The following is a 22,602-nucleotide window of genomic DNA, read 5'->3' as shown; positions in this document are numbered from 1 at the left end:
GGCCGCGCCTTGCCCTTCGTCAATCCCGTCAGCTTTCGAAGCCGATCAGGACATTGGCGGTGTTGATGCCCAGGGCCTCGACCGCATAGCCGCCCTCGAAGACGAAAAGCGTGGGCAGGCCCAATTTGCGGATGCGCTCGCCCATGCGGAGATAATTCTCGGACTTCAGCTTGAAGCGGGAAATCGGGTCTTCCTCGAACGTGTCGAGGCCGAGGGAGACCACCAGCGTATCGGCGCCGAAGGCTTCGATGCCGGCACAGGCCTTGTCCAGGGCCTCGCCGTAGAGATCCCAGGCCGAACCCCAGTACAGGGGCAGGTTCAGGTTCGCCCCCTCGCCCGCCCCGGCCCCGGTCTCGTCGGCATAGCCGAGGAAATAGGGATATTCCTGGGTCGGATGGCCGTGGATCGAGGTGACGTAAATATCGCCGCGCTGGTAGAAGATCGCCTGGGTGCCGTTGCCGTGGTGATAGTCGACGTCGAGAATGGCGACCCGGCGGCCCGCCTCGGCCAGGACCTGGGTCGCGATCGCCGCATTGTTCAGGTAGCAATAGCCGCCCATCTGGTCGGCGGTCGCGTGATGGCCGGGCGGCCGGCTGAGGGCGAAGGCGGAGAAGTCGCCGCCCAGGATGAGATCGACCCCGGTGAGCGCGGTCTCGACCCCGGCGGCGATCGCCTGGAACGAGGTCCGGGTCAGGCCGCAGCCGGCATCGAAGGAATAGAAGCCGAGCTTGCCGTCGATCGACTCCGGCTCGATCTGGCGCAGCGAGCGGGCGGGCCAGGTCATGGGCAGGGCGTCGCTGTCGCCATGTTCCTCGGACCAGAGCTCCCAGGCGCGTTCGAGAAAGCCGACGAACCTCGGATCATGCACCTTGGCCGCCGCCGCGATGCCCTTGGCCGCCGGCGCGATGACCGGCCCGAGCTTCGCCTCGGTCACCTTTTCGAGCACGATCTCGGCCCGGCGCGGGCATTCGAAGGCCGGCATCATCTTGCCGCCGATCAGTTCGAAGGCGGCGTCGTGCAGCTTGTGATCGGCGTTGAAAATCGTCTTCATGGCAGATCCTCGATGATCAGATGGCCGGCATCCCAGGCACCGGGCCAGACCTCCGCCCCGCCCCGGCGCAAGCGCCGCACAAAGCCGACCGGCAGGTCCGGACAGAACAGATAGGGGCCCGGACCCGCGGCCCGGCCCATGATCCCGGTGGCGGGGCCGAGGCCGGTGTGACCGAGCGCTTCCTCGCAGGGCAGGAAGACGGCGGCGCCCGAGGTATTCGGGTGCGGCTGGCCCGACAGGGGCCGCTCGCCGATGGCACCGACCGCGGCGACCACCGTCATCAGTTCGACCGCCCGCGCCCGGGCACAGCCGAAGACCCTTGCATTGCCGGCGGCGAGCCGCGTCATCGACGGCACGACGACGAAATCGAGGTCGAGCCGGGCAAGCCTGACCGCCAGCGCCGGCAATTCGATGTCGAGACAGATGACGACGGCGAAGCGCCAGCCCCCGACCTCCATCACCCGCAGCGTATCGCCGGTCGCGAGGCACCAGGAGGCCGGGTCCCGTTCCCCCGGGGTCAGGGCCAGCTTGTCCTGGTGGAGGTGGCGGCCGTCGGGGAAGAGGACATTGGCGCGATTGCTGTAACGCCCGCCGCCCAGGTCGTGGGGGATCGTGCCGGCGACCAGCGCCACGCCATGGCGCGCCACCAGGGGGCGAAGCCGCTCCAGCGCCGCCCCTTCCCTTGCCGCCAGCCAGGGGATCTCGGCGTCGGGGGCCAGGGCGGGGGCGAAGGACAGCCATTGCGCGGCGGCATATTCCGGCATGACCAGAAGGGCCGCGCCATCCGCCGCGGCCCGTTCCAGCATTTCCCCGACCCCGGCCGCCCACGCGTCGAGCGAGGACAGGCCGGGTTCGAGGTTGGTCGCCCAGAGGGCGAGGTTCAGGCTCATTTCCGGACGTTGGTCCAGACCTTGTCCATCAGTTCCTTGGCCTTGACCCCGCAAGGGGGCGCCATGATGAAGAGCTTGTCGGTGCCCGCCGGCGGCACCACCGCCGGATCGGTCTTCAGGCTGTCGTCCAGATAGGGGGCGGCGGCCGGGATGGCGCCCATGTAACCGGTAAAGTTCGAGGCTTCGGCGATATTCTTCGGGTCCATCATCCAGTTGATGAAGATCTTCGCCTCCTCGATGTTCTTGGCGCCGACCGGCACCGCGAAATTATCGGCCCAGAGGCTGACGCCCTCCTTGGCATAGACATAATCGATCGAGGGCAGCACGCTCTTGGCGCGGTGGGCGGCACCGTTCCATTGCATGTGCATGACGACTTCCTTGGCCGCCAGGCGCTCGTGGGTGCCGTCCGAATTATAGAGGGCGACATAGGGTTTCTGCTTCAGCAGCAGTTCCTGCACCTTCTTCATGTCCGCCGGGCTCTCGTTGCAGAGCGGCAGGCCCAGATAGCGCAGCGCATTGTTGATCACCTCGACCTGATCGTTCAGGACGGCGATCTTGCCCTTCAATTCCTCGCGCGGTTCGAAGAATTCCTTCCAGCTCGCCTCCAGGCCCGTGATGGCGGCGGTATCGTAGGAGAAGCTGGTGGTGCCATACATATAGGGCGCGGTATATTTCCGCTCCGGATCGAAATAGGGCGATTTCAGCGGGCCTTCGACATATTTGAAATTCGCCATCGTGTTCACGCCGATGTCGATCAGCATGCCCTCGTCGGCCATGATCTTGACCATGTAATCCGAAGGGACGACGACGTCGTAACCCGAGCCGCCCGCCTTCAGCTTGGCCAGCATATTCTCGTTGGAATCGTAGAGGTCGAGGGTGATGGCGATGCCGGTCTCGGCGGTGAAGCGCTTGAGCAGTTCGGGCGGCGTATAGTCGGACCAATTGTAGAGCACGAGTTCCCGCGCCTCGGCGGCAAGCGGCGCCCCCAGCACGAGAACGGCGGACAGCGCCGCCCCGGCGACGCCCTTCAGCAGATCGAGTGACATTCTATGCCTCCGTGGTTGAGGGGACCGGTCACGACGACCGGCGGCCGATCCAGGCCGAGATGGACACGAACACGATGGAGACCACCAGCATGAGCGAGGAAATGGCATTGACCTCAGGCGTCACCCCCATGCGCAGGCTGGCGAAGATATAGATCGGCAGGGTGGAGGCGCCGGGCCCGGCGACGAAATAGGTGATGACGAAATCGTCGAGGCTGGTGATGAAGGCGAGCATTGCGCCCGCGATCACCCCGGGCCAGAGCAGCGGCAGGGTGACGCGCCGGAACGTCTGCCATTCGTTGGCATAGAGATCGGCCGCCGCCTCGCGGTAGGTGACGGGCATGCCTTCCAGCCGCGCCCGGATCGGCAGATAGGCGAAGGGAATGCAGAAGATCACATGGGCGAGGATGACGGTGCCGAGCCCGAGTTGCAGCCCGATCGACAGGAAGAAGATCAGGGTCGCGACCGCGGTCACGATCTCGGGCACCACCAGGGGCAGGGCGATCACCGAATTGACCGCGTTCCGGCCGCGGAAGCGGGCGCGATCGAGGCCGATCGCGGCGATGGTCGCCAGCACGGTCGAGATCACGGTCGAGAAGGTGCCGACGATCAGCGAATTCTTGGCCGCGCGCAGAATATCCGGATTGTCGAGGACGACGCCGTACCAGTCGAAGGTGAAGCCTTCCCACAAGGTCGACGAGCGCCCCGAATTGAAGGACAGCGCGATCAGCACGATCACCGGGGCATAGAGGAAGGCGAAGAAGGCCAGCGCGGCGATGCCGGTCCCCGGAAAGCGGCGCAGCGGATTGGCGGCCATCAGCGGCCCTCCGTCAGGGCGCCGCGCCCGAAGCGCAGCGAATAGGCGACAAGCGCAATCAGCACGATGGCCAGCAGGGCGAAGGACAGCGCCGCCCCGAAGGGCCAGTTCTGCGAGGCGCCGAACTGCTGCTGGATCAGGTTGCCGATCATCAGCGCCTTGCCCCCGCCCAGCAATTCCGGCGTCACATAGGCGCCGAGGCAGGGCACGAGAACCAGGATGCAACCGGCCGCGATCCCCGGCATGGCCAGCGGGATGACGATCCGGCGGAGCGCGGTCAGGCGGTTGGCGCCCAGGTCGTAGGCCGCCTCGACCAGGCGGAAGTCGAGCTTTTCCAGGCTGGAATAGATCGGCAGCACCATGAATGGCAGGAAGGAATAGACGAGGCCGATCAGATTGGCGACATCGGTATAGAGCAGGCCGAGCGGTTCGTCCGTGACCCCGACGGCTTCCAGCCCGTAATCGACCAGCCCCTCGCGCCGGAGCAGCAGGATCCAGGCATAGGTGCGGACGAGAAGATTGGTCCAGAACGGAATGGTGACCAGGAACATCAGGATGTTCCGGCGCTTCGGCGATTGCTGCACGAGATAGAGCGCGGTCGGAAAGCCGATGATCACGCAGAGCACGGTGGTGATGGCCGCCAGCCCGAACGAGCGGGCATAGATCTGGAGATAGGCCGCGTTGAAGATCAGGCTGTCGTCGAGATCGCGCTCGAACAGGAACTGGATATAGCTCTCGAACGAGACTTCCCAGATCACGCCGCCATAGGTCGCGCGCTGCAGGAAGGAATAGATCAGCATCAGCCCGAGGGGCAGCACCATGAACAGCAGGATCGCCCCGACGGCGGGGGAGACCAGGGCGGCGCGGCGGGCGGCGGGGCGGCGGCGGAAGTAATCGATCATCGCGGCCCCCTGCCCTCAGTCCTTGAAGTCCCGGAAGGCGCGGACCGCCGCCGCCGGGACCAGCACGGCGACCCGGTCCCCCCGGGCATGGGCGAAGGGCCGTCCGGCCATGTTCTGCTCTCGCACCCGCAGCCTGCCGGCGCCATCGTCGAGCGTGACGTGGAAGGTGGTATCGGTGCCGGAATAGACCAAGGCCTCGATCGTGCCGGCAAGGCCGCCGGGCATATCCGCCGCGGCCAGGGACAGGCGTTCCGGTCGGGTGGACAGGCTGACGGACGCGCCGGGATTGAATTCCTGCACCGGCCCCTCGACCCGGGCGCCGGAGGCAAGGCGATAAGCAACCCCGCCCGCCCCCGCCGCCTCGACCAAGGCCGGCAGGAAATCGCTTTCGCCGATGAAATCGGCAACGAAGCGGTGTTCCGGCGTCTCGTAGATCGCGCGCGGGGCGCCGACCTGAAGGATGCGCCCGGCGGACATGACCGCGATCCGGTCCGACATGGTGAGCGCTTCTTCCTGGTCGTGGGTGACGAAGACGAAGGTGATGCCGGTCTCGGTCTGCAAGCGTTTCAGTTCGATCTGCATCTCCTTGCGGAGCTTGAGATCGAGGGCGGACAGAGGCTCGTCGAGCAACAGCACCTTCGGCCGGTTGGCCAGGGCCCGGGCCAGGGCCACGCGCTGCTGCTGCCCGCCCGACATCTGGTCGACCTTCCGCCCCTCGAAACCGCCGAGCTTGACGAGGTCCAGCATCTCGGTCACGCGCCGCCCGATCTCGGCCCTGGGGATGCCCTGCATCTCCAGGCCGAAGGCGATATTCTGCCCGACCGTCATATGCGGGAACAGGGCATAGGACTGGAACACCGTATTGATCGGCCGGCGGAAGGGCGGCAGATGCTCGATCCTTTGCCCGTCCAGGAAGATCTCGCCGGCGGTCGGCTGCTCGAAGCCGGCGATCAGGCGCAGCAGCGTGGTCTTGCCGCAACCGGACGGCCCCAGCAGGGTGAAGAATTCATTCCGCTCGATGGCGATCGACACATGGTCGAGCGCCACGGCCCCGCCCGGAAAGGACTTGACGATCTGCCGCGCCTCGATCGCCGGAGACGCGGGACCTGCACCGGAACTGGAGCCTACGCCGTCACCCAAGATCACCCTCCTCGGCGGTGCGGCTGGACCGCTTTCCGCCCTTCAAGGCTAGAGTCGGTCGGGGCGCATTGTCCAGCGGGGACCCGCAGATTTTTTCGGCTGGGGCGTATTTACTTTCGTCTAAGGAAACCCGCTTCCGCGCTGTTCTTGGGACGTTTTCACGGAAAATTCCTGACCATTCGGTCAGGCGCGGCGGCGCGGTCGCCAGCGCCGCAGCAACAGGGCATTGCCCAGCACGGAAACGCTGCTTGCCGCCATGGCCACCCCCGCCACCACCGGCGACAGCAGGCCGAAGGCGGCCAGCGGAATGCCGACGACATTATAGGCGAAGGCCCAGAACAGGTTGGAGCGGATGCGCGCCGCGACCGCCGCCGCCAGATCGATCGCCGCCGGCACCAGCAGCGGATCGGGCCGCATCAGGGTGACCCCGGCGGTGGCCAGCGCGACATCGACGCCGCCCGCCATGGCGATGCCGAGATCGGCAGCGGCAAGGGCCGGGGCGTCGTTCAGGCCGTCGCCGACCATGGCGACCACCAGCCCCTGCCGGCGCCGGGCCTCGACCGCCGCCGCCTTGTCGCCGGGCAGGACTTCGGCCGTTACGTCCGCGATGCCGAGACGGGCGGCGATCACCTCGGCCGCCGCCCGGCGATCACCCGAGAGCATGGCGGCGCCGATGCCGCGCGCCGCCAGTTCGGCGACCGCCGCCTTTGCCGTCGGCCGGTCGCCGTCCTCGAAGGCGAAGCGCGCGATCAGGCGCGTGCCGGTGAAGAGATAGCTTTCCGTCGTCCCGGGGCGAAGCGGTTCGGGCGGCAGCGCCACCCCCGCCTCCCGCGCGGCCAGCGCGCTGCCGAGCGTATAGTCCGCCCCGTCGATCAGGCCGGCCACGCCCCGGCCCGCCAGGCTGCGCCCGCCTTCGACCGCCGGCAAGGCAAGGCCCGCCGCCGCCCGGCGCAGCGCCAGCGCCAGCGGGTGGTCGCTGGCGACTTGCAGGGCCGCGGCCAGCACCAGGGCGCCTTCCCCCTCGCCCGCCACAGTTTCCTGGGCGACCAGGGCGGGCTTGCCCTCGGTCAGGGTGCCGGTCTTGTCGAACAGGACCAGATCGATCCGCCGCGCCGCCTCCAGCGCGGCGGGATCGCGGATCAGGATGCCGTTGCGGGCGGCAAGCCCGGTGCCGACCATCAGGGCCGCCGGCGTCGCCAGCCCGAGGGCGCAGGGACAGGCGATGACGAGCACGGCCACGCCATGGATGATCGCCGTTTCCGCCGGCGCACCGGCCAGCAGCCAACCGGCGACGGTAACCAGCGCAATCACCACGACCACCGGCACGAAGATCGCCGAAATCCGGTCGACGAGGCGCTGGATCGGCGGCTTGGCCGCCTGGGCCTCCGCCACCATGCGCATGACGCTGCCGAGGAAACTGCCCTGGCCGGTCGCCCGGACCCGGACCACCAGGCGCCCCTCGCCGTTCACCGCGCCGCCGACCACGGGATCGCCCGCGCCCTTGGCCACCGGCAGGCTTTCCCCGGTCAGCAGGGCTTCGTCGAGGGCGGAGGCGCCGGCCTCGATCACGCCGTCCGCCGGCACCCGGGCACCGGCGCGGATGACGATGCGGTCGCCGTGGCGCAGCGTATCCGCCGCCACCTCGCGCTCGGTGCCGTCGGGATCGAGCAGGATCGCCCGGTCGGGGCGGAGCGCCGCCAGGGCGCGCAGGGCGGCGCCGGTCTCGCGCTTCGCCCGCGCCTCCAGATATTTGCCGAGAAGGACGAGGGTGATCACCGCCGCCGAGGCTTCGAAATAAAGATGGTGCCCGCCATGGGCGAACAACAGGTAAAGGCTGAGGCCGAAGGCCGCCGTGGTGCCCAGCGCCACCAGCAGGTCCATGGTGCCGGCGCCGCTGCGCAGCGCCTTCCAGCCGTGGACATAGAAACGCCAGCCCAGCACGGTCTGCACCACACCCGCCAGCGCCAGTTGCACCAGCCCCGGCAGCATCAGGCCCGGCACGACCATGGGCAGGACCAGGGGCAGGGTCAGGACGACGCCGAGCAGCACCGACCACAGGCCGGGGCCGCCCAGGGCCGGCGGCTCGGCGAATTCGTCCGCCACCGCGCGGGCATCATAGCCCGTGCCCTCGACCGCTTCGATCAGGCGGGGCAGCGGGACATCGCCGGTGATGCGGGCGGTTTCGGTCGCCAGGCTGACGCTGGCCGAGGTCACCCCGGGCACCGCCGCCAGCGCCTTTTCCACCCGGAGAACGCAGGCGGCGCAGGTCATGCCCTCGATACGCAATGTGGTCATCATCGGTCCCTCACTGACCGGCACAGCGAACACCTTGACACCATGGCAAGGTCAAGCGCGATTTTCCACCTTGACCTTCCCACAATGGCAAGCCCCACATTCATTCCAAAGGGAATAGGAGCAAGACCATGCAAGTTCTGACGGTGACCGGCATGACCTGCGGCGGCTGTGCCAAGTCGGTCGAAAAGGCGGTGATCCGGGTCGCGCCGGACGCGGGCCCCAAGGTCGATCTCGCCGCCGGCAAGGTGAGCTTTGCCGACGGCGTCGATACCGCCCAGGTGATTCAGGCGATCGAGCGGGCCGGCTTCGGCGCCAGCCCGGCCTGACGGCGATCGAGGGCATAGGACCACAGGGTCAGGGCCAGGGCGGCCAGGGCCAGCACGATGCCGATCGCCGGCATGTCGGCATAGGCAAGGCCGCGGTCGATGGCGACGCCACCGATCCAGGCGCCCGAGGCATTGCCGAGGTTGAACGCCCCCTGGTTGAGGGTGGAGGCGAGATTGGGCGCCCCCGAGGCTTCGTTCACCACCCGCATCTGCAAGGGCGCGACCAGGGCGAAGACGATGGCGCCCCAGACGAAGACGGTGGCGACCGCCGGCCAGAACCACGCGCTGGTGAAAAGGAAAAGCCCGAGCACGGCAGCGGCGGCGATGAAGCAGCCGATCACCGTCGGCATCAGCCGCCAGTCCGCCAGCCGGCCGCCCAGGAAATTGCCGAGGGTCAGCCCGACCCCGAAGACGAGCAGGACATAGGTAACGGTCGAGGCCTCGATCCGGGTCACGGTTTCGAGGATCGGGGCGATATAGGTGAAGACGCTGAACAGGCTGGCGGAGGCGAGCACGCTGATCGCCATGGCCAGGAAGACCTGCACCCGGCCGAGGCTGCGCACCTCGCGCAGCAGGCTGCCGGTGCTGACCGACAGGTTGCGCGGCAGCCAGACATGGAGTGCCAGGGCCGCCACAAGGCCGATGCCGACCACGGCCACGAAGGTGGAGCGCCAGCCGAAAGCCTGGCCCAGCGCCGTGCCGAAGGGCACGCCCAGGACATTGGCCAGGGTCAGGCCGGCGAACATCATGGCGATCGCCCGCGCCTGCCGCTCGGGCGGGACCACTTCGCCCGCGACCACGGCGCCGAGCCCGAAGAAGGCGCCATGGCAGAAGGAGGTCAGCACCCGCGCCGCCATCAGGCTGCCATAGTCGGGCGCCAGCGCGCAGGCGAGATTGCCGGCGATGAAGATCCCCATCAGGCCGATCAGCGCCTGCCGGCGCGGCATGCGCGCCGTCGCCAGGGCCAGGATGGGCGAGCCGACCGCCACCCCGAGGGCATAGCCCGAGACCAGCAACCCCGCCTGCGGCACGCTGACCCCAAGGTCGCGGGAGACGTCGAGCAGCAGCCCCATGATGACGAATTCGGTGGTGCCGATCCCGAAGGAGGCGATGGCAAGCGCAAGCAACGGCAAGGGCATCGGCGGAATCCGAAACTTCGAACTGGATCAGTTCGAATGAAGGTGAAGCCCGCCCGCCCGCATCGGAACCGCATTTATTGCATGGCAACACGGACGCGGGCGCCGCCCAGGCCATTGACGGCGGCGCCGGGAATGGCGCAAACGGGATGCCAGACGACGCCGAGACCGCCGACCGCCATGTCCGCTCCCGATTCCGCTCCCGACACCGCCCCGCCCCTGCATGCCCCCCTGCAGCACCGCCGGGGCTGGCGGCACGATGGGGCCCAGGTCGCCGCGATCGACGATATCCTGGCGGAGGAAGTGCCGGTCGCCCTGGTCTACAACGGCATTTCGCACGCGGTGATGATGGCGACCCCGGCCGATCTGGAGGATTTCGCCCTCGGTTTCTCGCTGGCCGAGGGCATCATCGAACGGCCGGGAGAATTGCGCGCGGTGGAGCGGGCCGACCACGGCCCCGGCATCGAACTGGCCCTGACCATTCCGCCCGCCCGCTTTGCCCGGCTGAAGGAACGGCGCCGGGCGCTGACCGGGCGCACCGGCTGCGGCCTGTGCGGGATCGAGAGCCTGGACAGCGCCATCCGCCCCCTCGCCCCCCTGCCCGCCGGGCCCGGCCTTTCCGCCCGGGCGATCGCCGCCGCCATGGCCGGGCTGGCGGCCGGTCAGGTGCTGAACCGGGAAAGCCATGCGGTCCATGCCGCCGCCTGGGCCGGGCTGGACGGCACCATCCACCTGCTGCGCGAGGATGTCGGCCGCCACAATGCGCTGGACAAGCTGACCGGGGCGCTGGCCCGGGCCGGCCTGGACCCGCTGGCGGGGTTCCTGGCCGTCACCAGCCGCTGTTCCTATGAAATCGTGCACAAGGCGGCCCAGGCGGGGATCACCGCCGTCGCCGCCGTCTCGGCCCCCACCGCCTATGCGGTCCGCCTGGCCGAGGCAGCCAATATCGCCCTGATCGCCTTCGCCCGGGGCGAGCGTCACACCGCCTTCACCGGCGCGGCGCGGATCGCGCCATGACCCCGGCCCCCACCAAGGCCAAGGTGATCGGCTTCGCCGGCTGGAGCGGCAGCGGCAAGACCACCCTGGTCACCCGCCTGATCCCGGCCCTGATCGCCACCGGGCGCACGGTTTCGACCGTGAAGCACGCCCACCACGATTTTGACGTCGACCAGCCGGGCAAGGACAGCCATGACCACCGCCTTGCCGGCGCGGCGGAAGTGCTGGTCGCCTCGTCCCGGCGCTTTGCCCTGATGCATGAATATCGCGGCGCCCCCGAGCTTGGCCTTGCCGCGCTGCTGGACAGGCTCGCGCCGGTCGATGTCGTGATCGTCGAAGGCTTCAAGCGCGATCCGGTGCCGAAGATCGAGGTGCACCGGCCCGAGGTCGGCAAGCCGCTGCTGCAACCGGACGATCCCCATATCGTCGCCGTGGCCAGCCCGGCGCCGCTGCCCGGGGTGGGCGTGCCCCATCTCCCCCTCGACGATATCGGTGCGATCGTCGCTTTCCTGGTCGCCCGGGGGCTGGTTTGAGCGCGCGGCCGCCCTTGCTCGCCCTCGATCAGGCGCTGGGCCTGATCGAGGATCGCTTCGGCCCGGTGACCGCCGTTGTGCCGGCGCGGGCGGCGGAAGCGGCGGGCTTCGTCCTCGGCGCCGATCTTCACGCCCGCTCGCTCCTGCCCGCCGCCGACAATTCGGCGGTCGACGGCTATGCCCTCGGCCCGGGGCATGGGCCCTGGCGCCTGAACGGGCGGGCCGCCGCCGGCCAGCCCCATGCCGGCCCGGTCGCAGCCGGAGAGGCCGTGCGCATCCTGACCGGGGCCCTGGTGCCGGCCGGGACCACGGCTATCGCCATGCAGGAATATGCAGCGGTCGAGGACGGCTACCTGAGCCTGGCCGAATTGCCCCCGCCGGGGGCCAATATCCGCCGGGCGGGGGAAGCGGTGAAGCCGGGCGACCGCGTGTTCGCCCGGGGCACGCGGCTGCGGCCGCTGCACCTTGGCCTGCTGGCCGATCTCGGCCTGGACGAGGTGGCGGTCCATGCGCCCCTTCGGGTCGCCCTGCTCTCCAGCGGGGATGAATTGCGCCCGGCGGGCAGCGCCACCGCCGCCCATCAGGTGATCGACAGCAACCGGCCGCAGTTGCGGGCGGCCCTCACCCGCCTCGGCTGCGCCGTGACCGACGGGCCGATCCTGCCGGACCGGCGCGACGTGATCACCGAGGCCCTGCTCGCGGCGGCGCGGGACCATGATCTGGTCATCACCACCGCCGGCATGTCGGTCGGGGACGAGGACCATGTCCCCGTCGTGCTCAGGACCCGGGGCGAGATGATCTTTCACCGGCTGGCCCTGAAGCCGGGGCGGCCGGTCGGCCTCGGCACCCTGGGGGGCACGCCGGTGCTGGGCCTGCCCGGCAATCCCGGGGCTGTGGCCGTCACCTTCAGCCTGCTCGGCCTGCTGCTGGTGCGCCGCCTTGCGGGCGAGGCGGTACGCCCGCCGCAGGGGTTCCCGCTGCCCGCCGCCTTTGCCTATGACAAGCCGGCCGGGGACCGCGCCGTGCTGCCCGGCCGGATCGGCCCCGACGGCGTGGAGCGCGTGGCCCGGCAGGCCGCCGGCAACCTGGCCTGGACCGCGACCGCGACCGGCTTCATCGCCATCGAGGAGACAAGGACCTCAGTCGCCCCGGGCGAACCGGTCACCTTCCTGCCCTTCGACGGGGCCTGGCCGTGAGGCCCGCCGGCCTGATCCTGGCGGGCGGCCTGTCGCGCCGGTTCGGCGGCGGGCACAAGGGTCTCGCCCCTCTGGACGGGCGCCCCCTGGCCGCCCATGTCATCGAGCGGGTGGCGCCGCAATGCGCCGCCCTGGCCTTGAACGTCAACGGCCCAGCGGGCGCTTTCGCCGCTTTCGGCCTGCCCCTGGTCGCGGACGGCATCGCCGGCCATCCGGGGCCGCTGGCCGGGGTGCTGGCCGGGCTGCGCTGGCTGGCGGCGGCGGGCGCCGGCGATCTCCTGCTGACGGTGACGGTGGACGAACCCTTCGTGCCCCTGGACCTTGCCGCCCGCCTCGCCGCCGTGCGCAGCGCCCCCGGCATGATCGCCCATGCCGCCGCCGGCGGGCGCAGCCACTATCTTGCCGCCCTTTGGCCGCTGGCCGTCGCGGACGACCTGGAACGGGCGCTGACCATCGACGGCCTCGCCCGCATCCGCGACTTCATCGCCCGCCACCCGGTGGCAACCGCCGATTTCGGCCCCGGCCCACCCGATCCCTTCTTCAATGTCAACACGCCCGACGACCTCGCCGCCGCCGCCGTCGCCCTGCCGGCAGCACCGCAACACCCGGCCGCAACCGTGCCGACAGACGCGGAATGAACGGTCATGCCGGCAATGAATATCGGCCCCTGCCCGGCGCACGATCTGCGCGGACCCCACCGGGCCGGCCTCACGGCGAAGGGACGGCGAGCGAGGGGATCACCGTCCAAGCGGAATGAACGTTCATTCCGGCAATGGGCACCGATCCCGCCCGCGCAAGATCTGCGGTGATCGGACTGGGCCAATCTTCGGGCGGAAACAAGGGAGAGAAGAGATCGCCAGATAAGCGGAATGAACGTTCATTCCGCTTATCTGGGGCTGCTTATATCCTCCACCTTTATACCGGAATGAACGTTCATTCCGGGGTCTCGCGCTGGTCGCGGGGGGCGATGGCGATCAGGGTCTGCTGGCCGAGGGCGACCAGGGTGCGAAGGCCGGCGGCCACCCCGTAGACTTCGAGCTGGCAGATGGTGAGCGTGCGGCCGCTGCGCACCACCTTGCCCTCGGCCTCCAGCCAGTCGCCGCGGGCGGGCGCGACCAGATTGACCTTGAACTCGACGGTGAGCACCGAACTGCCCTCGGGAAAGACGGTGAGGCCGGCATAGCCGCCGGCACTGTCGGCGATGGCACTGGTGGCGCCGGCGTGGAAATAGCCGTGCTGCTGGGTCAGGGTCTCCGCGAAGGGCAGGCGGATGCGGACGAAGCCGGGGCTCACCTCGTCGATGTCGGCACCCAGGTGCAGCATCAGGCCCTGGCGGTTGAAACTGTCCGTTACGCGGTCTTCGATCGTCGCGGCCAAGGCGGCGGTCCTCCCCTGTTGTCTGCGGCCCATCCTGCCCGGCCGGGCGGGCGGGGGCGAGTGAGTTGTCAGGCCGGGCCGGATGACGATTTCTCAATTGCCCCAGGGGCCGGAACCGCCTTCGATGGTGCAGGAGATGGCTTCGCGGGGCAGAGATGATCGAGTTCTGGTTCGACTTTTCCTCGGCCTATGCCTTTTTCGCGGCGGCGGAGATCGACGATCTGGCCGCCCGGACCGGGCGGGGCCTGCTGTGGCGGCCCTATATGCTGGGCACCGCCTTCAAGGCGACGGGGGCGCGCGGCCTCTCCGCCACCCCCCTGAAGGGCGATTATGCCCGCCGCGACTGGGCCCGCCTCGCCCGCCTGAAGGGGCTGGAATTCCGCCTGCCGCCGGGGCACCCCAAGGTCGCCCTGGCCGCCACCCGCGCCTTCTACTGGATCGAGGATCAGGCGCCGGACCTTGCCCCCGCCTTCGCCCGCCTCGTCTTCCGGCGCTATTACACCGAGGGCTTGGATACGTCCGATCTTGCGGCGGTGGCGCCGCTCGGCGCCGGTCTCGGCCTCGATCCGGGGGCGCTGGCGGCGGGTGCCGCCCTGCCCGCGATCAAGGAACGGGCCAAGGCGATCAGCGAGGAGGCGGTGGCCCGGGGCATTTTCGGCTCGCCTTTCTTCATCGCCGATGGCGAACCCTTCTGGGGCCACGACCGCCTGCCGATGGTCGAGGACTGGCTCAGGCGCGGGGGGTGGTGAAGCGACCGGCCTCGGCCAGCAGCCAGCCCCGGATGTTGCGCAGGCGCCGGTCCCCGGCCAGGGCCGGCGGATAGACCAGATGATAGCCGCCGGGCGCCGCCACCGGCCGCCCGAACAGCGAATGCAGGCGCCCGGCCGCGACATCCGCCGCCGCCATCTCGACCCCGGCGAAGGCAAGCCCCGCACCGTCGGCAGCAGCCCGGAGCGCCAGCCCGCCGGATTCGACCAGGGTGACGGCGGCGGGCGCGAACAGCCCCCCCCCGGCAGGGCGGCAAGCCAGGCCGCGAACAGCGCCTGCCGGTGTTGGGAGAGGAAGAGATTGGCCCGTGCGGGCGGCGCCGCGCCCGGACCGGCGAAGAGATCCATGGTCTCGCCGAACAGGCGGTCGGCGGTCAGGCCGGCCCAGGTGCCGCCGCCCTGGCGGATGGCGGCATCGGCCTCGCCCGCCGCCAGATCGACCGTGGCCTGCGTGGTCGAGATCAGCAATTCGAACCCCTGGCGGTCGAAGGGATAGCGCGCCAGCCGGGGCGACAGCCAATGCACGGCGAAGGTCGGCAGCATGGACAGGCGCAGCGGCCCGTGGCGGCGGTCCTGGCGCAGGGCCCCGACCGCCCGGGCGATCCGCTCGAAACCGGCGGCGAGTTCGGGCGCGAGGCTGGCCCCCGCCGCGGTCAGTTCCAGCCGGTTGCCGGCCCGCCGCAGCAATTCGAGGCCGAGGCCTTCCTCCAGCCCGCGCAACTGGTGGCTGACCGCCGAGGGGGTGACCAGCAGTTCCGCCGCCGCCTCGCGGATCGAGCCATGCCGCGCCACCACCTCGAAGGCCCGCAGCGCATTGAGGGAGAGAGGAATCCGCGCCGTCACCACCACATCCCCACTCTTGCTGGGGCCGCGACGGTAGCAGCGCGGCCCCGCCCCCGGCTATGCCTTGCCGATGCGGTCGAACAGCCGCCCGTCGATCGCGGCAAGGCCAAGGGCGATCAGCCCCATGCCGGCGAAATGCCGGCCCGCCAATTGCTCGCCCAGGAACAGCGCGCCGAGCAGGATGGCGCTGACCGGGATCAGGAAGGTGACGAGGGCAAGATTGGTCGCCCCCACGGTGGCCAGGATGCGGAAGAAGAGGATATAGGCCAGCGCCGTCGAGAGCAGCGCGATACCGGCGATCGCCCCCCAGGTCGGGGCATCGGGCCACGGCAGGTCCCAGGGCCGGTCGACGATGAGGGCCAGCGGCACCAGCATCAGGGTGGAAGCGGTCAACTGCCCGGCCGCCGTCGCCAGCGGCGCCACCCCCAAGGCCCTGAAACGCCGGCCGAACACCCCGGCACAGGCGTACGAAAGGGCGGCGCCGAGCACGGCCAGCTGCGCCCACAGATCGTCGCCCAGCCCCTGGAGTGCCTGCGGCCCGATCATCACCCCGACGCCGAGGAAACCGGCGACGAGCCCCACCAGCTTCGCCCCCGTGATCTTCTCGTCCCGCGTCAGCAGATGGGCGACGATCACGGCAAAGAGCGGCGTGGTCGCATTGAGGATGGAGGCAAGGCCGCTGGCGATCCGGGTCTGGCCCCAGACGATCAGGCAGAAGGGGATGAGGTTGTTCAACACCCCCATGGCGAAAAACGTGCCCCAGACCCGGCCGCCCCGGGGCGCCGCCAGCCCCGACAGGCGCAGCAGCCCGAACAGCGCCAGCGCCGCCAGCCCCACCCGCAGGGCCACGATGGTTACCGGCGGCAAGGCCTTGACCGCCACCCCGTTGAAGAAGAAGGACCCGCCCCAAAGCAGGGACAGGGCGCCCAGCATCGCCCATTCCCGCGCCGTCATCCGCTGTACCGTGGCCATCGTGCCTCCGCTGATCGTCACGCCTTCATGCCCGATTCGGCGCCGCGCCGCGTCCTTGCTCTTGCGCTGCAATTAGCAGCCGTCGGATGAATTTCGCTCATCCGATGGCGAATGCTTCTCCGTTGCCGGTGCCGGGCCGGGCCCCCTACCCTCGGCCCGAACCAGGGAGAACGGCATGGCAAAGGCAGCGGGCGGGCGGAACGGCGCCCTCATGGCGGTGGTGGCGGCGGCCGCGATCATGAGCGTTGCCCTTGGCACGCGCCAGACCTTCGGCCTGTTCCTCGGGCCGCTGTCCGCCCACCACGGGCTGGCGGTGACCTGGGTCGCCTTCGCCATCGCCCTGCATAATCTTTCCTGGGGGCTGGCCCAGCCGGTCGCCGGGGCGGCGGCGGATCGTTTCGGCGCCGCCCCCGTGGTCCTGGCCGGGGCCCTGGCCTTTGCCGCCGGGCTGGCGCTGACCGCCGTGGTGCCGAACGGGCCGGCGCTGATCCTCGGCATGGGGGTGCTGGTCGGGCTCGGCATCAGTTGCACCAGTTTCGGCGTGGTCATGACCGCGGTCGGCAAGGCGGCGGCGCCCGAGCGGCGCAGCCAGGCCATGGGGCTGGCGGGGGCCGGCGGCTCCCTCGGGCAGGTGGCGCTGGTGCCGGTCGCCCAGGGGCTGGTCGACGGCTGGGGCCCTGCCGTCGCCCTGCTCGGGCTCGGCGCGGTGATCCTGCTGGCAGCGCCGCTGGGCGGCTGGCTGGACCGGCGGGGCGCCGAAACCGCGCCGGCGCCGGCCCCCGTCCCGCTGCGGGCCGCGCTGCGGCAGGCGGCGAAACACCGGGGCTATCGCCTGCTCACCCTCGGCTTCTTCACCTGCGGCTTTCAACTGGCCTTCATCGCCACCCATCTGCCCGGCTACCTGACCCTGTGCCAGATGCCGGTGGGGCTGGGCGCCGTCGCCCTGGCCCTGATCGGCCTGTTCAACATGGGCGGCACCTGGGCCTGCGGCTGGCTGGGCGGGCGCTATCGCCAGGGCCAGGTGCTCGGCTGGCTGTATCTGCTGCGGGGCGGGGTCATCGCAGCCTTCTTCCTGCTGCCGAAGACCGAGGTTGCGGTGCTGGCCTTCGCCGCCGCCATGGGCCTGCTCTGGCTCGGCACCGTGCCGCTGACCAGCGGGCTGATCGCCCGGATGTTCGGTGTCGGCAACCTGGGCGCCCTGTTCGGGGTCTGCTTCCTCAGCCACCAGGTCGGATCCTTTCTCGGTGCCTGGGCGGGGGGACTGGCGTTCGACCTGAGCGGATCCTATGGTCCGGTCTGGGCGGCGACGGCGCTTGCCGGCCTCGTCGCCGCCCTGCTGCATTTCGCGATCGACGACCGGCCTGCCGCGACCCCGCCCCTCGTTCCCGCGCTTTCCTGACCCTTTCCCGCCCGGAGGGCCCGCATGGCCTATCGCCTGCCGCCGCTGAATAGCCTGCGCCTGTTCGAGGCGGCGGGCCGGCACCTGAGCTTCAAGGCGGCGGCCGGCGAATTGAACGTGACGCCCAGCGCGGTCAGCCACGGCATCCAGACCCTGGAAGACTGGCTGGGCGTGACCCTGTTCGCCCGCGGCCACCGCAGCCTGATCCTGACCGGGGCCGGCGCCTATTACCTGCCGCGCATCCGCGACATCCTGGAAACCCTGGCCCGGGCGACCGAGGGCGTGCCGGGACGGCATCCGTCCGGGCGGCTGACGGTCAGCACCACGCCGACCTTCGCCCTGCGCTGGCTGATGCCGCGCCTGCCGGGCTTCAACGCCCGTCACCCGGAAATCGAAGTCACCCTGGACACCGCGCACCGCCGGATGGAATTCCCGCGCGACGGCATCGATGTCGCCATCCGCCTCGGCGACGGCCAATGGCCCGACCTTTATGCCACCTGCCTCGTGGTCGAGGATCTGGTGCCGGTCTGCGCGCCGGCGCTGGCCGCCGGCATCCGGAGCGCGAGCGATCTCGCCGGCCAGACCCTGCTGCATGTCGTCAGCATCGCCGAGGATTGGGAGGCCTGGGCCCGGCTGGCCGGGGTCGGCGGGCTCGACCTTCACCGGGGCTTGCGCTTCGATACCATCCAGATGGCGCTGGAGGCGGCGGCCCGGGGCCTCGGCATCGCCATGGGGCACCTGCCGCTGGCGGACGAGGACCTGGCCGGCGGCAGGCTGGTGCCCGTCCTCGGCCCGCCGCGGCGCGGGCGCATGGGCTACTGGCTGGTGGCCGGCCGGGATTCCCTGAGCCGGCCCGAGGTCGCCGCCTTCAGGACCTGGGTTCGCGGCGAGATGAAGGCAGCACCTCAGCGCCCGGCATAGACCGGCTCGCGCCGCTCCATCCAGGCGTCCAGCGCCTCGCGGAAATCCAGGGTGGGGACGACGCGGGCGAATTGCTCGCCCTCCACCTGCAAGCCTTCCGCGATGGTCAGGTTGATGCCCCGGGTGACGGCGCGCAGGATGCCGGCCGCCGCCACCGGCGAATGGCGCATGATGCGCAGCGCCAAAGTGCGCGCCGCCGCCATCAGCTGGTCATGCGGCACCACTGCATTGACGAGGCCGAGATCGACGGCGCGGGCCGGCTCGAAATGGTCGCCGGTCAGCAGCAGTTCAAGCGCCCGCTTCCGCCCGGCCAGGCGCGGCAGGCGCTGGGTGCCGCCGAAAGTGGGCGGCATGCCGAGGTTGATCTCGGGCTTGGCGAAACGGGCGCGGACGCTGGCGACGGCGAGATGGGCCGCCTCGGTGATCTCGCAGCCGCCGCCGAAGGCGATGCCGTTCACCGCCGCGATCACCGGCTTGTCGAAGGCTTCGATCCGGGCGGTCAGGGCCTGGCCGCGGCGGACGAATTCGCGCACCGCCACCGCCGGGCCCAGGCGGGCGCTTTCGGCGAATTCGCGGATGTCGGCGCCGGCGGAAAAGGCCCGCTCGCCGGCCCCGGTGAGAATGACCGCGCCCACCGTCTCGTCCGCCTCGACCGTATCGAGCACGGCGGCCAGCGTATCGACCATGGCGTAGTTGAGGGCATTCAGCTTGTCGGGCCGGTTCAGGGTCAGGGTGGCGATGCCGTCGCTGATCTCGCAAAGCACGGGACTGGTCATGGGCGTTCCTTCCGTTGGCGGTGCCCGACTGTCCCGCCCGGCACGCGCGCCGGCAAACGACTAAGCCTGCACCCCGGATGAGCGCCGCTCACCCGATGCGATACGCCCTTTTCCGCCTTGACCTCGGCGCCCGCCCTGTCGCCTTCTGGACCGGACGGTGCCGCGGGAGGGAGGGCGCATGATCACCAAGCTCGGCTTCCTGCTCGCGCTGGCCCGGGAACAGCATTTCGGCCGGGCGGCGGAGGCCTGCCACGTCACCCAGCCGACCCTCTCGGCCGGGCTGAAGCAATTGGAGACCGAACTGGGCGTGCTCCTCGTCCAGCGCGGCTCGCGCTATCAGGGCCTGACGCCGGAAGGGGAACGGGTGCTGGCCTGGGCCCGGCGCATGGTCGGCGACGAGCGCGCCATGCGCCAGGAACTGGATGCGATGCGCCGGGGCCTGGTCGGGCACATCAAGATCGCGGCGATCCCGACCGCGCTGCCCATGGTGCAACTGCTGACGACGCCCTATCGGGCGCTTTACCCGGACGTCCATTTCACCATCCTGTCGAGCAATTCGATCGAAGTGCTGCGCCACCTGGAAAATCTCGAGATCGACGCCGGCCTCACCTATATCGACAACGAACCCCTGGGCAAGGTGACCGTGGTGCCGCTCTACCGCGAGCGCTATCGCCTGCTGACCGCGCCCAATGCCCCGCTCGGCGACCGGCGGGAGGTGAGCTGGGCCGAGGTCGGCCGCCTGCCGCTGTGCCTGCTGACCCCGGACATGCAGAACCGCCGCATCATCGACCGCCTGCTGAAGGCGGCGGGCACGGTCGCCGAGCCGACCCTCGAATCCAATTCGATGATCGCCCTTTTCGCCCATGTCCGGACCGGCAAATGGGCCAGCGTGATGCCGGCGAAACTGGCTTCCACCCTGGGGCTGCCGGATGTCGTCCGCTCGATCCCCATCGTCGAGCCGGATGCCGCCCATACCATCGGCCTCGTGGTGCCGCACCGCGACCCCCTGACGCCCCTGACCGCCGCCCTGGTGCGCCAGGCCGAGATCATCGCCCCCTCGATCGCCGAGGACGATTGACCCCCCGGCCGCTCTATCAACCTGATAGATTTGTGCTATTGCAACACGGAACAGCCTGCTTGATCGGGACACGCGATCGGCGAAGCTGTCTTCGCATGGAAGCGAATGCAAATAACGTGGATAAAGGCTCATGCAGGCAGCATCCGACAGGTCGAGGCTGGAAGAGATCATTGCCCGCTTCGCGGGTATCGATGGCGCGACCCTGCCGGTGCTGCATGCGATCCAGGACGATTTCGGCCATATCCCCGAGGCGGCGATCCAGATGATCGCCGATGCCGAGAACCGCTCGCGGGCGGAAATCCACGGCGTGGTCAGCTTCTACCATGATTTCCGCGCCGTGCCGGCCGGGCGCCGGGTGATCAAGCTGTGCCGGGCCGAGGCCTGCCAATCCATGGGCGGTGAGGCGATCGCGGCCCGGATCGCCGCCCATCTCGGCCTCGAGTTCGGCGAGACGGCGCGGGACGGCTCGATCACCCTGGAAAACATCTATTGCCTCGGGCTCTGCGCCACGGCGCCGGCGGCCCTGGTCGACGGCAAGCCGGTCGGCCGCCTGACCGAGGCCCGGGCCGAGCGCCTGCTGCGCGAGGTGGCGCCGTGACCCTCACCCTCTATGTCCCGCGCGATGCGGCGGCGCTGGCCGTCGGCGCCGACGAGGTGGCGGACGCCCTTCGCGCCGAGGCGGGAAGGCGCGGCATCCCGCTCCGCCTGATCCGCAACGGCTCGCGCGGGCTGTTCTGGCTGGAACCGCTGGTCGAGGTGGCGACGCCCGCCGGGCGCAAAGCCTATGGCCCGGTGGCGCCGGAAGACGTGCCCCGCCTGTTCGACGACGGCCTGGCGGAAGGCCGGGGCGGCCTGGGCCCGACCGAGGACATCCCCTTCCTGAAGCGGCAGACCCGCCTCACCTTCGCCCGCTGCGGCGTGGTCGATCCCCTGTCCCTGAATGATTACGCGGGCGCCGGGGGCTGGCAGGGCCTGCGCCGGGCCCTGGCGCTGTCGCCCGCCGCCATCGTCGACGAGGTGACGAAATCGGGCCTGCGCGGCCGGGGCGGCGCCGGCTTCCCCACCGGCATCAAGTGGAAGACCGTGCTCGAGGCCAAGGCGCCGCAGAAATACATCGTCGCCAATGCCGACGAGGGCGACAGCGGCACTTTCGCCGACCGCATGCTGATGGAGGGCGATCCCTTCCTCCTGATCGAGGGCATGGCCATCGCCGGCCTCGCCGTCGGCGCCACCAGGGGTTACATCTACACCCGGTCCGAATATCCCCATGCGGTCGCGGTGACCCGTGCCGCGATCGAGATCGCCCGCGATGCCGGCATTCTCGGCGGCGACGTCATGGGTTCGGGCCGGGGTTTCGATCTCGAGGTCCGGGTCGGCGCCGGCGCCTATGTCTGCGGCGAGGAGACGGCCCTGCTGGAGAGCATCGAGGGCAAGCGCGGCCAGGTCCGCGCCAAGCCGCCGCTCCCCGCCCACGAGGGCCTGTTCGGCCGGCCGACGGTGATCAACAATGTGCTGTCGCTGACCTCGGTCCCCTTCATCCTGGCCAAGGGTGCGGCGGCTTACGCCGATATCGGCTTCGGCCGCTCGCGCGGGACCATGCCGATCCAGCTGGCCGGCAATATCCGCTTCGGCGGGCTGTTCGAGGCGGGCTTCGGCATCACCCTCGGCGAGCTTGTAGACGATATCGGCGGCGGCACCGCCAGCGGCCGGCCGGTGAAGGCGGTGCAGGTGGGCGGGCCGCTCGGCGCCTATTTCCCCCCTGCCCTGTTCGATACGCCCTTCGATTACGAAGCCTTCACCAAGGCGGGCGGGCTGATCGGCCACGGCGGCATCGTCGTCTTCGACGAGACGGCCCGGATGGCCGATCAGGCGCGTTTCGCCATGGCCTTCTGCGCCCTCGAATCCTGCGGCAAGTGCACGCCGTGCCGGATCGGCTCGACCCGGGGCGTCGAGACCGTGGACCGGATCCTGGCCGGCATCGAGGTAACGAAGAATGTCGCCCTGCTGGAAGACCTGTGCGAGACGATGAAATTCGGCTCGCTCTGCGCCCTCGGCGGCTTCACGCCCTATCCGGTGCTGAGCGCCCTGCATCATTTCCCCGACGATTTCGCCGGCCGGCCCCGGGCCGCGGCGGCCGAATAGGA

At 70.1% G+C, this 22,602-nt stretch carries 23 protein-coding genes and 1 pseudogene; 11 read left to right on the top strand and 13 right to left on the bottom strand.

Annotated elements, in window-relative coordinates:
* Positions 1-28: 28 nt before the first annotated feature.
* The 7 genes from DKG75_RS01145 to DKG75_RS01115 all read right to left on the bottom strand — a co-directional run bounded on the left by DKG75_RS01145 (position 29) and on the right by DKG75_RS01115 (position 8,141).
* Entirely contained in the window at positions 29-1,051 is a 1,023-nt protein-coding gene (locus DKG75_RS01145) for a histone deacetylase family protein (RefSeq protein ID WP_109919241.1), read from the bottom strand.
* Positions 1,048-1,941: a nitrilase-related carbon-nitrogen hydrolase gene (locus DKG75_RS01140; protein ID WP_109919240.1), complete on the bottom strand. Its 894-nt coding sequence runs from the start codon at positions 1,939-1,941 to the stop codon at positions 1,048-1,050. Before DKG75_RS01140 ends, DKG75_RS01145 begins: the two co-directional genes overlap by 4 nt.
* Positions 1,938-2,987 (bottom strand): extracellular solute-binding protein, encoded by a 1,050-nt coding sequence (locus tag DKG75_RS01135; RefSeq protein ID WP_109919239.1) that lies wholly within the window; start codon positions 2,985-2,987, stop codon positions 1,938-1,940. Before DKG75_RS01135 ends, DKG75_RS01140 begins: the two co-directional genes overlap by 4 nt.
* A gap of 28 nt (positions 2,988-3,015) precedes the next feature.
* Positions 3,016-3,801, bottom strand: coding sequence for an ABC transporter permease (locus tag DKG75_RS01130; RefSeq protein WP_109919238.1), 786 nt, complete (start codon positions 3,799-3,801; stop codon positions 3,016-3,018).
* Entirely contained in the window at positions 3,801-4,703 is a 903-nt protein-coding gene (locus tag DKG75_RS01125) for an ABC transporter permease (protein ID WP_109919237.1), read from the bottom strand. The genes DKG75_RS01130 and DKG75_RS01125 overlap by 1 nt, the downstream gene beginning before the upstream one ends.
* Before the next feature lie 15 nt (positions 4,704-4,718).
* Positions 4,719-5,843, bottom strand: a complete 1,125-nt coding sequence (locus DKG75_RS01120; protein WP_243746497.1) for an ABC transporter ATP-binding protein — start codon at positions 5,841-5,843, stop codon at positions 4,719-4,721.
* Between the two features lie 183 nt (positions 5,844-6,026).
* Complete coding sequence (locus tag DKG75_RS01115; RefSeq protein ID WP_109919236.1) at positions 6,027-8,141, bottom strand: heavy metal translocating P-type ATPase; 2,115 nt, start codon at positions 8,139-8,141, stop codon at positions 6,027-6,029.
* A gap of 125 nt (positions 8,142-8,266) precedes the next feature.
* Between DKG75_RS01115 and DKG75_RS01110 the strand changes: the two genes are divergently transcribed.
* Positions 8,267-8,464, top strand: a complete 198-nt coding sequence (locus DKG75_RS01110; RefSeq protein WP_109919235.1) for a heavy-metal-associated domain-containing protein — start codon at positions 8,267-8,269, stop codon at positions 8,462-8,464.
* On the opposite strand, the gene DKG75_RS01105 is transcribed toward DKG75_RS01110, so the two are convergent.
* Positions 8,422-9,603 carry an MFS transporter gene (locus tag DKG75_RS01105; RefSeq protein WP_109919234.1) on the bottom strand — a complete coding sequence of 394 codons (1,182 nt, stop codon included), beginning with the start codon at positions 9,601-9,603 and terminating at the stop codon, positions 8,422-8,424. The two genes, DKG75_RS01110 and DKG75_RS01105, sit on opposite strands and share 43 nt — an antisense overlap.
* Before the next feature lie 177 nt (positions 9,604-9,780).
* Here DKG75_RS01105 and fdhD point away from each other — a divergent pair, with 177 nt between their 5' ends.
* Genes fdhD through mobA form a run of 4 tightly spaced genes read left to right on the top strand, consistent with a single transcriptional unit; the run spans position 9,781 to position 12,963 of the window.
* The gene (gene fdhD, locus DKG75_RS01100; protein ID WP_109919233.1) at positions 9,781-10,617 is read left to right on the top strand and encodes a formate dehydrogenase accessory sulfurtransferase FdhD; all 837 of its coding nucleotides are present in this window, start codon (positions 9,781-9,783) and stop codon (positions 10,615-10,617) included.
* On the top strand, positions 10,614-11,129 hold the full coding sequence (mobB, locus tag DKG75_RS01095; RefSeq protein ID WP_109919232.1) for a molybdopterin-guanine dinucleotide biosynthesis protein B: 516 nt from the start codon (positions 10,614-10,616) through the stop codon (positions 11,127-11,129). Before fdhD ends, mobB begins: the two co-directional genes overlap by 4 nt.
* On the top strand, positions 11,126-12,325 hold the full coding sequence (locus DKG75_RS01090; RefSeq protein WP_109919231.1) for a molybdopterin molybdotransferase MoeA: 1,200 nt from the start codon (positions 11,126-11,128) through the stop codon (positions 12,323-12,325). The genes mobB and DKG75_RS01090 overlap by 4 nt, the downstream gene beginning before the upstream one ends.
* The gene (mobA, locus tag DKG75_RS01085) at positions 12,322-12,963 is read left to right on the top strand and encodes a molybdenum cofactor guanylyltransferase MobA (RefSeq protein ID WP_109919230.1); all 642 of its coding nucleotides are present in this window, start codon (positions 12,322-12,324) and stop codon (positions 12,961-12,963) included. Before DKG75_RS01090 ends, mobA begins: the two co-directional genes overlap by 4 nt.
* Positions 12,964-13,258: 295 nt before the next feature.
* Here the strand turns inward: mobA and DKG75_RS01080 are convergent, their stop codons facing one another.
* The gene (locus DKG75_RS01080) at positions 13,259-13,702 is read right to left on the bottom strand and encodes a PaaI family thioesterase (RefSeq protein ID WP_243746498.1); all 444 of its coding nucleotides are present in this window, start codon (positions 13,700-13,702) and stop codon (positions 13,259-13,261) included.
* Between the two features lie 155 nt (positions 13,703-13,857).
* On the opposite strand from DKG75_RS01080, the gene DKG75_RS01075 reads away from it, so the two are divergent.
* The gene (locus tag DKG75_RS01075) at positions 13,858-14,451 is read left to right on the top strand and encodes a 2-hydroxychromene-2-carboxylate isomerase (protein ID WP_109919228.1); all 594 of its coding nucleotides are present in this window, start codon (positions 13,858-13,860) and stop codon (positions 14,449-14,451) included.
* On the opposite strand, the gene DKG75_RS23165 is transcribed toward DKG75_RS01075, so the two are convergent.
* From DKG75_RS23165 to DKG75_RS01065, 3 genes and pseudogenes are all read right to left on the bottom strand, one after another.
* On the bottom strand, positions 14,432-14,608 hold the full coding sequence (locus DKG75_RS23165) for a hypothetical protein (protein WP_208112021.1): 177 nt from the start codon (positions 14,606-14,608) through the stop codon (positions 14,432-14,434). The genes DKG75_RS01075 and DKG75_RS23165 overlap by 20 nt on opposite strands.
* Before the next feature lie 191 nt (positions 14,609-14,799).
* A pseudogene (locus DKG75_RS23840) lies at positions 14,800-15,312 on the bottom strand (LysR family transcriptional regulator); the annotation flags it as partial.
* Positions 15,313-15,369: 57 nt separating this feature from the next.
* Positions 15,370-16,284 (bottom strand): DMT family transporter, encoded by a 915-nt coding sequence (locus DKG75_RS01065; protein WP_166646446.1) that lies wholly within the window; start codon positions 16,282-16,284, stop codon positions 15,370-15,372.
* Positions 16,285-16,459: 175 nt separating this feature from the next.
* Between DKG75_RS01065 and DKG75_RS01060 the strand changes: the two genes are divergently transcribed.
* Positions 16,460-17,683, top strand: coding sequence for an MFS transporter (locus DKG75_RS01060; RefSeq protein ID WP_109919226.1), 1,224 nt, complete (start codon positions 16,460-16,462; stop codon positions 17,681-17,683).
* Positions 17,684-17,707: 24 nt separating this feature from the next.
* Positions 17,708-18,604, top strand: a complete 897-nt coding sequence (gene gcvA, locus DKG75_RS01055) for a transcriptional regulator GcvA (protein ID WP_109919225.1) — start codon at positions 17,708-17,710, stop codon at positions 18,602-18,604.
* Here the strand turns inward: gcvA and DKG75_RS01050 are convergent.
* A complete protein-coding gene (locus tag DKG75_RS01050) occupies positions 18,589-19,380 on the bottom strand; it encodes a crotonase/enoyl-CoA hydratase family protein (protein ID WP_109919224.1) in 792 nt (263 codons plus the stop codon). The two genes, gcvA and DKG75_RS01050, sit on opposite strands and share 16 nt — an antisense overlap.
* 178 nt (positions 19,381-19,558) lie before the next feature.
* On the opposite strand from DKG75_RS01050, the gene DKG75_RS01045 reads away from it, so the two are divergent.
* The 3 genes from DKG75_RS01045 (at position 19,559) to DKG75_RS01035 (ending at position 22,600) form a co-directional block, all read left to right on the top strand.
* On the top strand, positions 19,559-20,458 hold the full coding sequence (locus DKG75_RS01045; protein WP_109919223.1) for a LysR family transcriptional regulator: 900 nt from the start codon (positions 19,559-19,561) through the stop codon (positions 20,456-20,458).
* Positions 20,459-20,588: 130 nt separating this feature from the next.
* The gene (locus tag DKG75_RS01040) at positions 20,589-21,056 is read left to right on the top strand and encodes a formate dehydrogenase subunit gamma (RefSeq protein ID WP_109919222.1); all 468 of its coding nucleotides are present in this window, start codon (positions 20,589-20,591) and stop codon (positions 21,054-21,056) included.
* Complete coding sequence (locus DKG75_RS01035; protein WP_109919221.1) at positions 21,053-22,600, top strand: formate dehydrogenase beta subunit; 1,548 nt, start codon at positions 21,053-21,055, stop codon at positions 22,598-22,600. Before DKG75_RS01040 ends, DKG75_RS01035 begins: the two co-directional genes overlap by 4 nt.
* The last annotated feature ends 2 nt before the right edge of the window (positions 22,601-22,602 follow it).

Source organism: Zavarzinia compransoris (assembly GCF_003173055.1).
Lineage (GTDB): Bacteria > Pseudomonadota > Alphaproteobacteria > Zavarziniales > Zavarziniaceae > Zavarzinia > Zavarzinia compransoris.
Note: the sequence above shows the minus strand (reverse complement) of the source record. Positions and strands in the feature narration are given on the sequence as shown.

What these genes read in the sequence shown, in the direction of transcription:
- DKG75_RS01145 (WP_109919241.1), bottom strand. Translation starts at nt 1,051, where the DNA reads ATGAAGACGATTTTCAACGCCGATCACAAGCTGCACGACGCCGCCTTC.
- DKG75_RS01140 (WP_109919240.1), bottom strand. Translation starts at nt 1,941, where the DNA reads ATGAGCCTGAACCTCGCCCTCTGGGCGACCAACCTCGAACCCGGCCTG.
- DKG75_RS01135 (WP_109919239.1), bottom strand. Translation starts at nt 2,987, where the DNA reads ATGTCACTCGATCTGCTGAAGGGCGTCGCCGGGGCGGCGCTGTCCGCC.
- DKG75_RS01130 (WP_109919238.1), bottom strand. Translation starts at nt 3,801, where the DNA reads ATGGCCGCCAATCCGCTGCGCCGCTTTCCGGGGACCGGCATCGCCGCG.
- DKG75_RS01125 (WP_109919237.1), bottom strand. Translation starts at nt 4,703, where the DNA reads ATGATCGATTACTTCCGCCGCCGCCCCGCCGCCCGCCGCGCCGCCCTG.
- DKG75_RS01115 (WP_109919236.1), bottom strand. Translation starts at nt 8,141, where the DNA reads ATGATGACCACATTGCGTATCGAGGGCATGACCTGCGCCGCCTGCGTT.
- DKG75_RS01110 (WP_109919235.1), top strand. Translation starts at nt 8,267, where the DNA reads ATGCAAGTTCTGACGGTGACCGGCATGACCTGCGGCGGCTGTGCCAAG.
- DKG75_RS01105 (WP_109919234.1), bottom strand. Translation starts at nt 9,603, where the DNA reads ATGCCCTTGCCGTTGCTTGCGCTTGCCATCGCCTCCTTCGGGATCGGC.
- fdhD (WP_109919233.1), top strand. Translation starts at nt 9,781, where the DNA reads ATGTCCGCTCCCGATTCCGCTCCCGACACCGCCCCGCCCCTGCATGCC.
- mobB (WP_109919232.1), top strand. Translation starts at nt 10,614, where the DNA reads ATGACCCCGGCCCCCACCAAGGCCAAGGTGATCGGCTTCGCCGGCTGG.
- DKG75_RS01075 (WP_109919228.1), top strand. Translation starts at nt 13,858, where the DNA reads ATGATCGAGTTCTGGTTCGACTTTTCCTCGGCCTATGCCTTTTTCGCG.
- DKG75_RS23165 (WP_208112021.1), bottom strand. Translation starts at nt 14,608, where the DNA reads ATGGCGGCGGCGGATGTCGCGGCCGGGCGCCTGCATTCGCTGTTCGGG.
- DKG75_RS01065 (WP_166646446.1), bottom strand. Translation starts at nt 16,284, where the DNA reads ATGGCCACGGTACAGCGGATGACGGCGCGGGAATGGGCGATGCTGGGC.
- DKG75_RS01060 (WP_109919226.1), top strand. Translation starts at nt 16,460, where the DNA reads ATGGCAAAGGCAGCGGGCGGGCGGAACGGCGCCCTCATGGCGGTGGTG.
- gcvA (WP_109919225.1), top strand. Translation starts at nt 17,708, where the DNA reads ATGGCCTATCGCCTGCCGCCGCTGAATAGCCTGCGCCTGTTCGAGGCG.
- DKG75_RS01050 (WP_109919224.1), bottom strand. Translation starts at nt 19,380, where the DNA reads ATGACCAGTCCCGTGCTTTGCGAGATCAGCGACGGCATCGCCACCCTG.
- DKG75_RS01045 (WP_109919223.1), top strand. Translation starts at nt 19,559, where the DNA reads ATGATCACCAAGCTCGGCTTCCTGCTCGCGCTGGCCCGGGAACAGCAT.
- DKG75_RS01040 (WP_109919222.1), top strand. Translation starts at nt 20,589, where the DNA reads ATGCAGGCAGCATCCGACAGGTCGAGGCTGGAAGAGATCATTGCCCGC.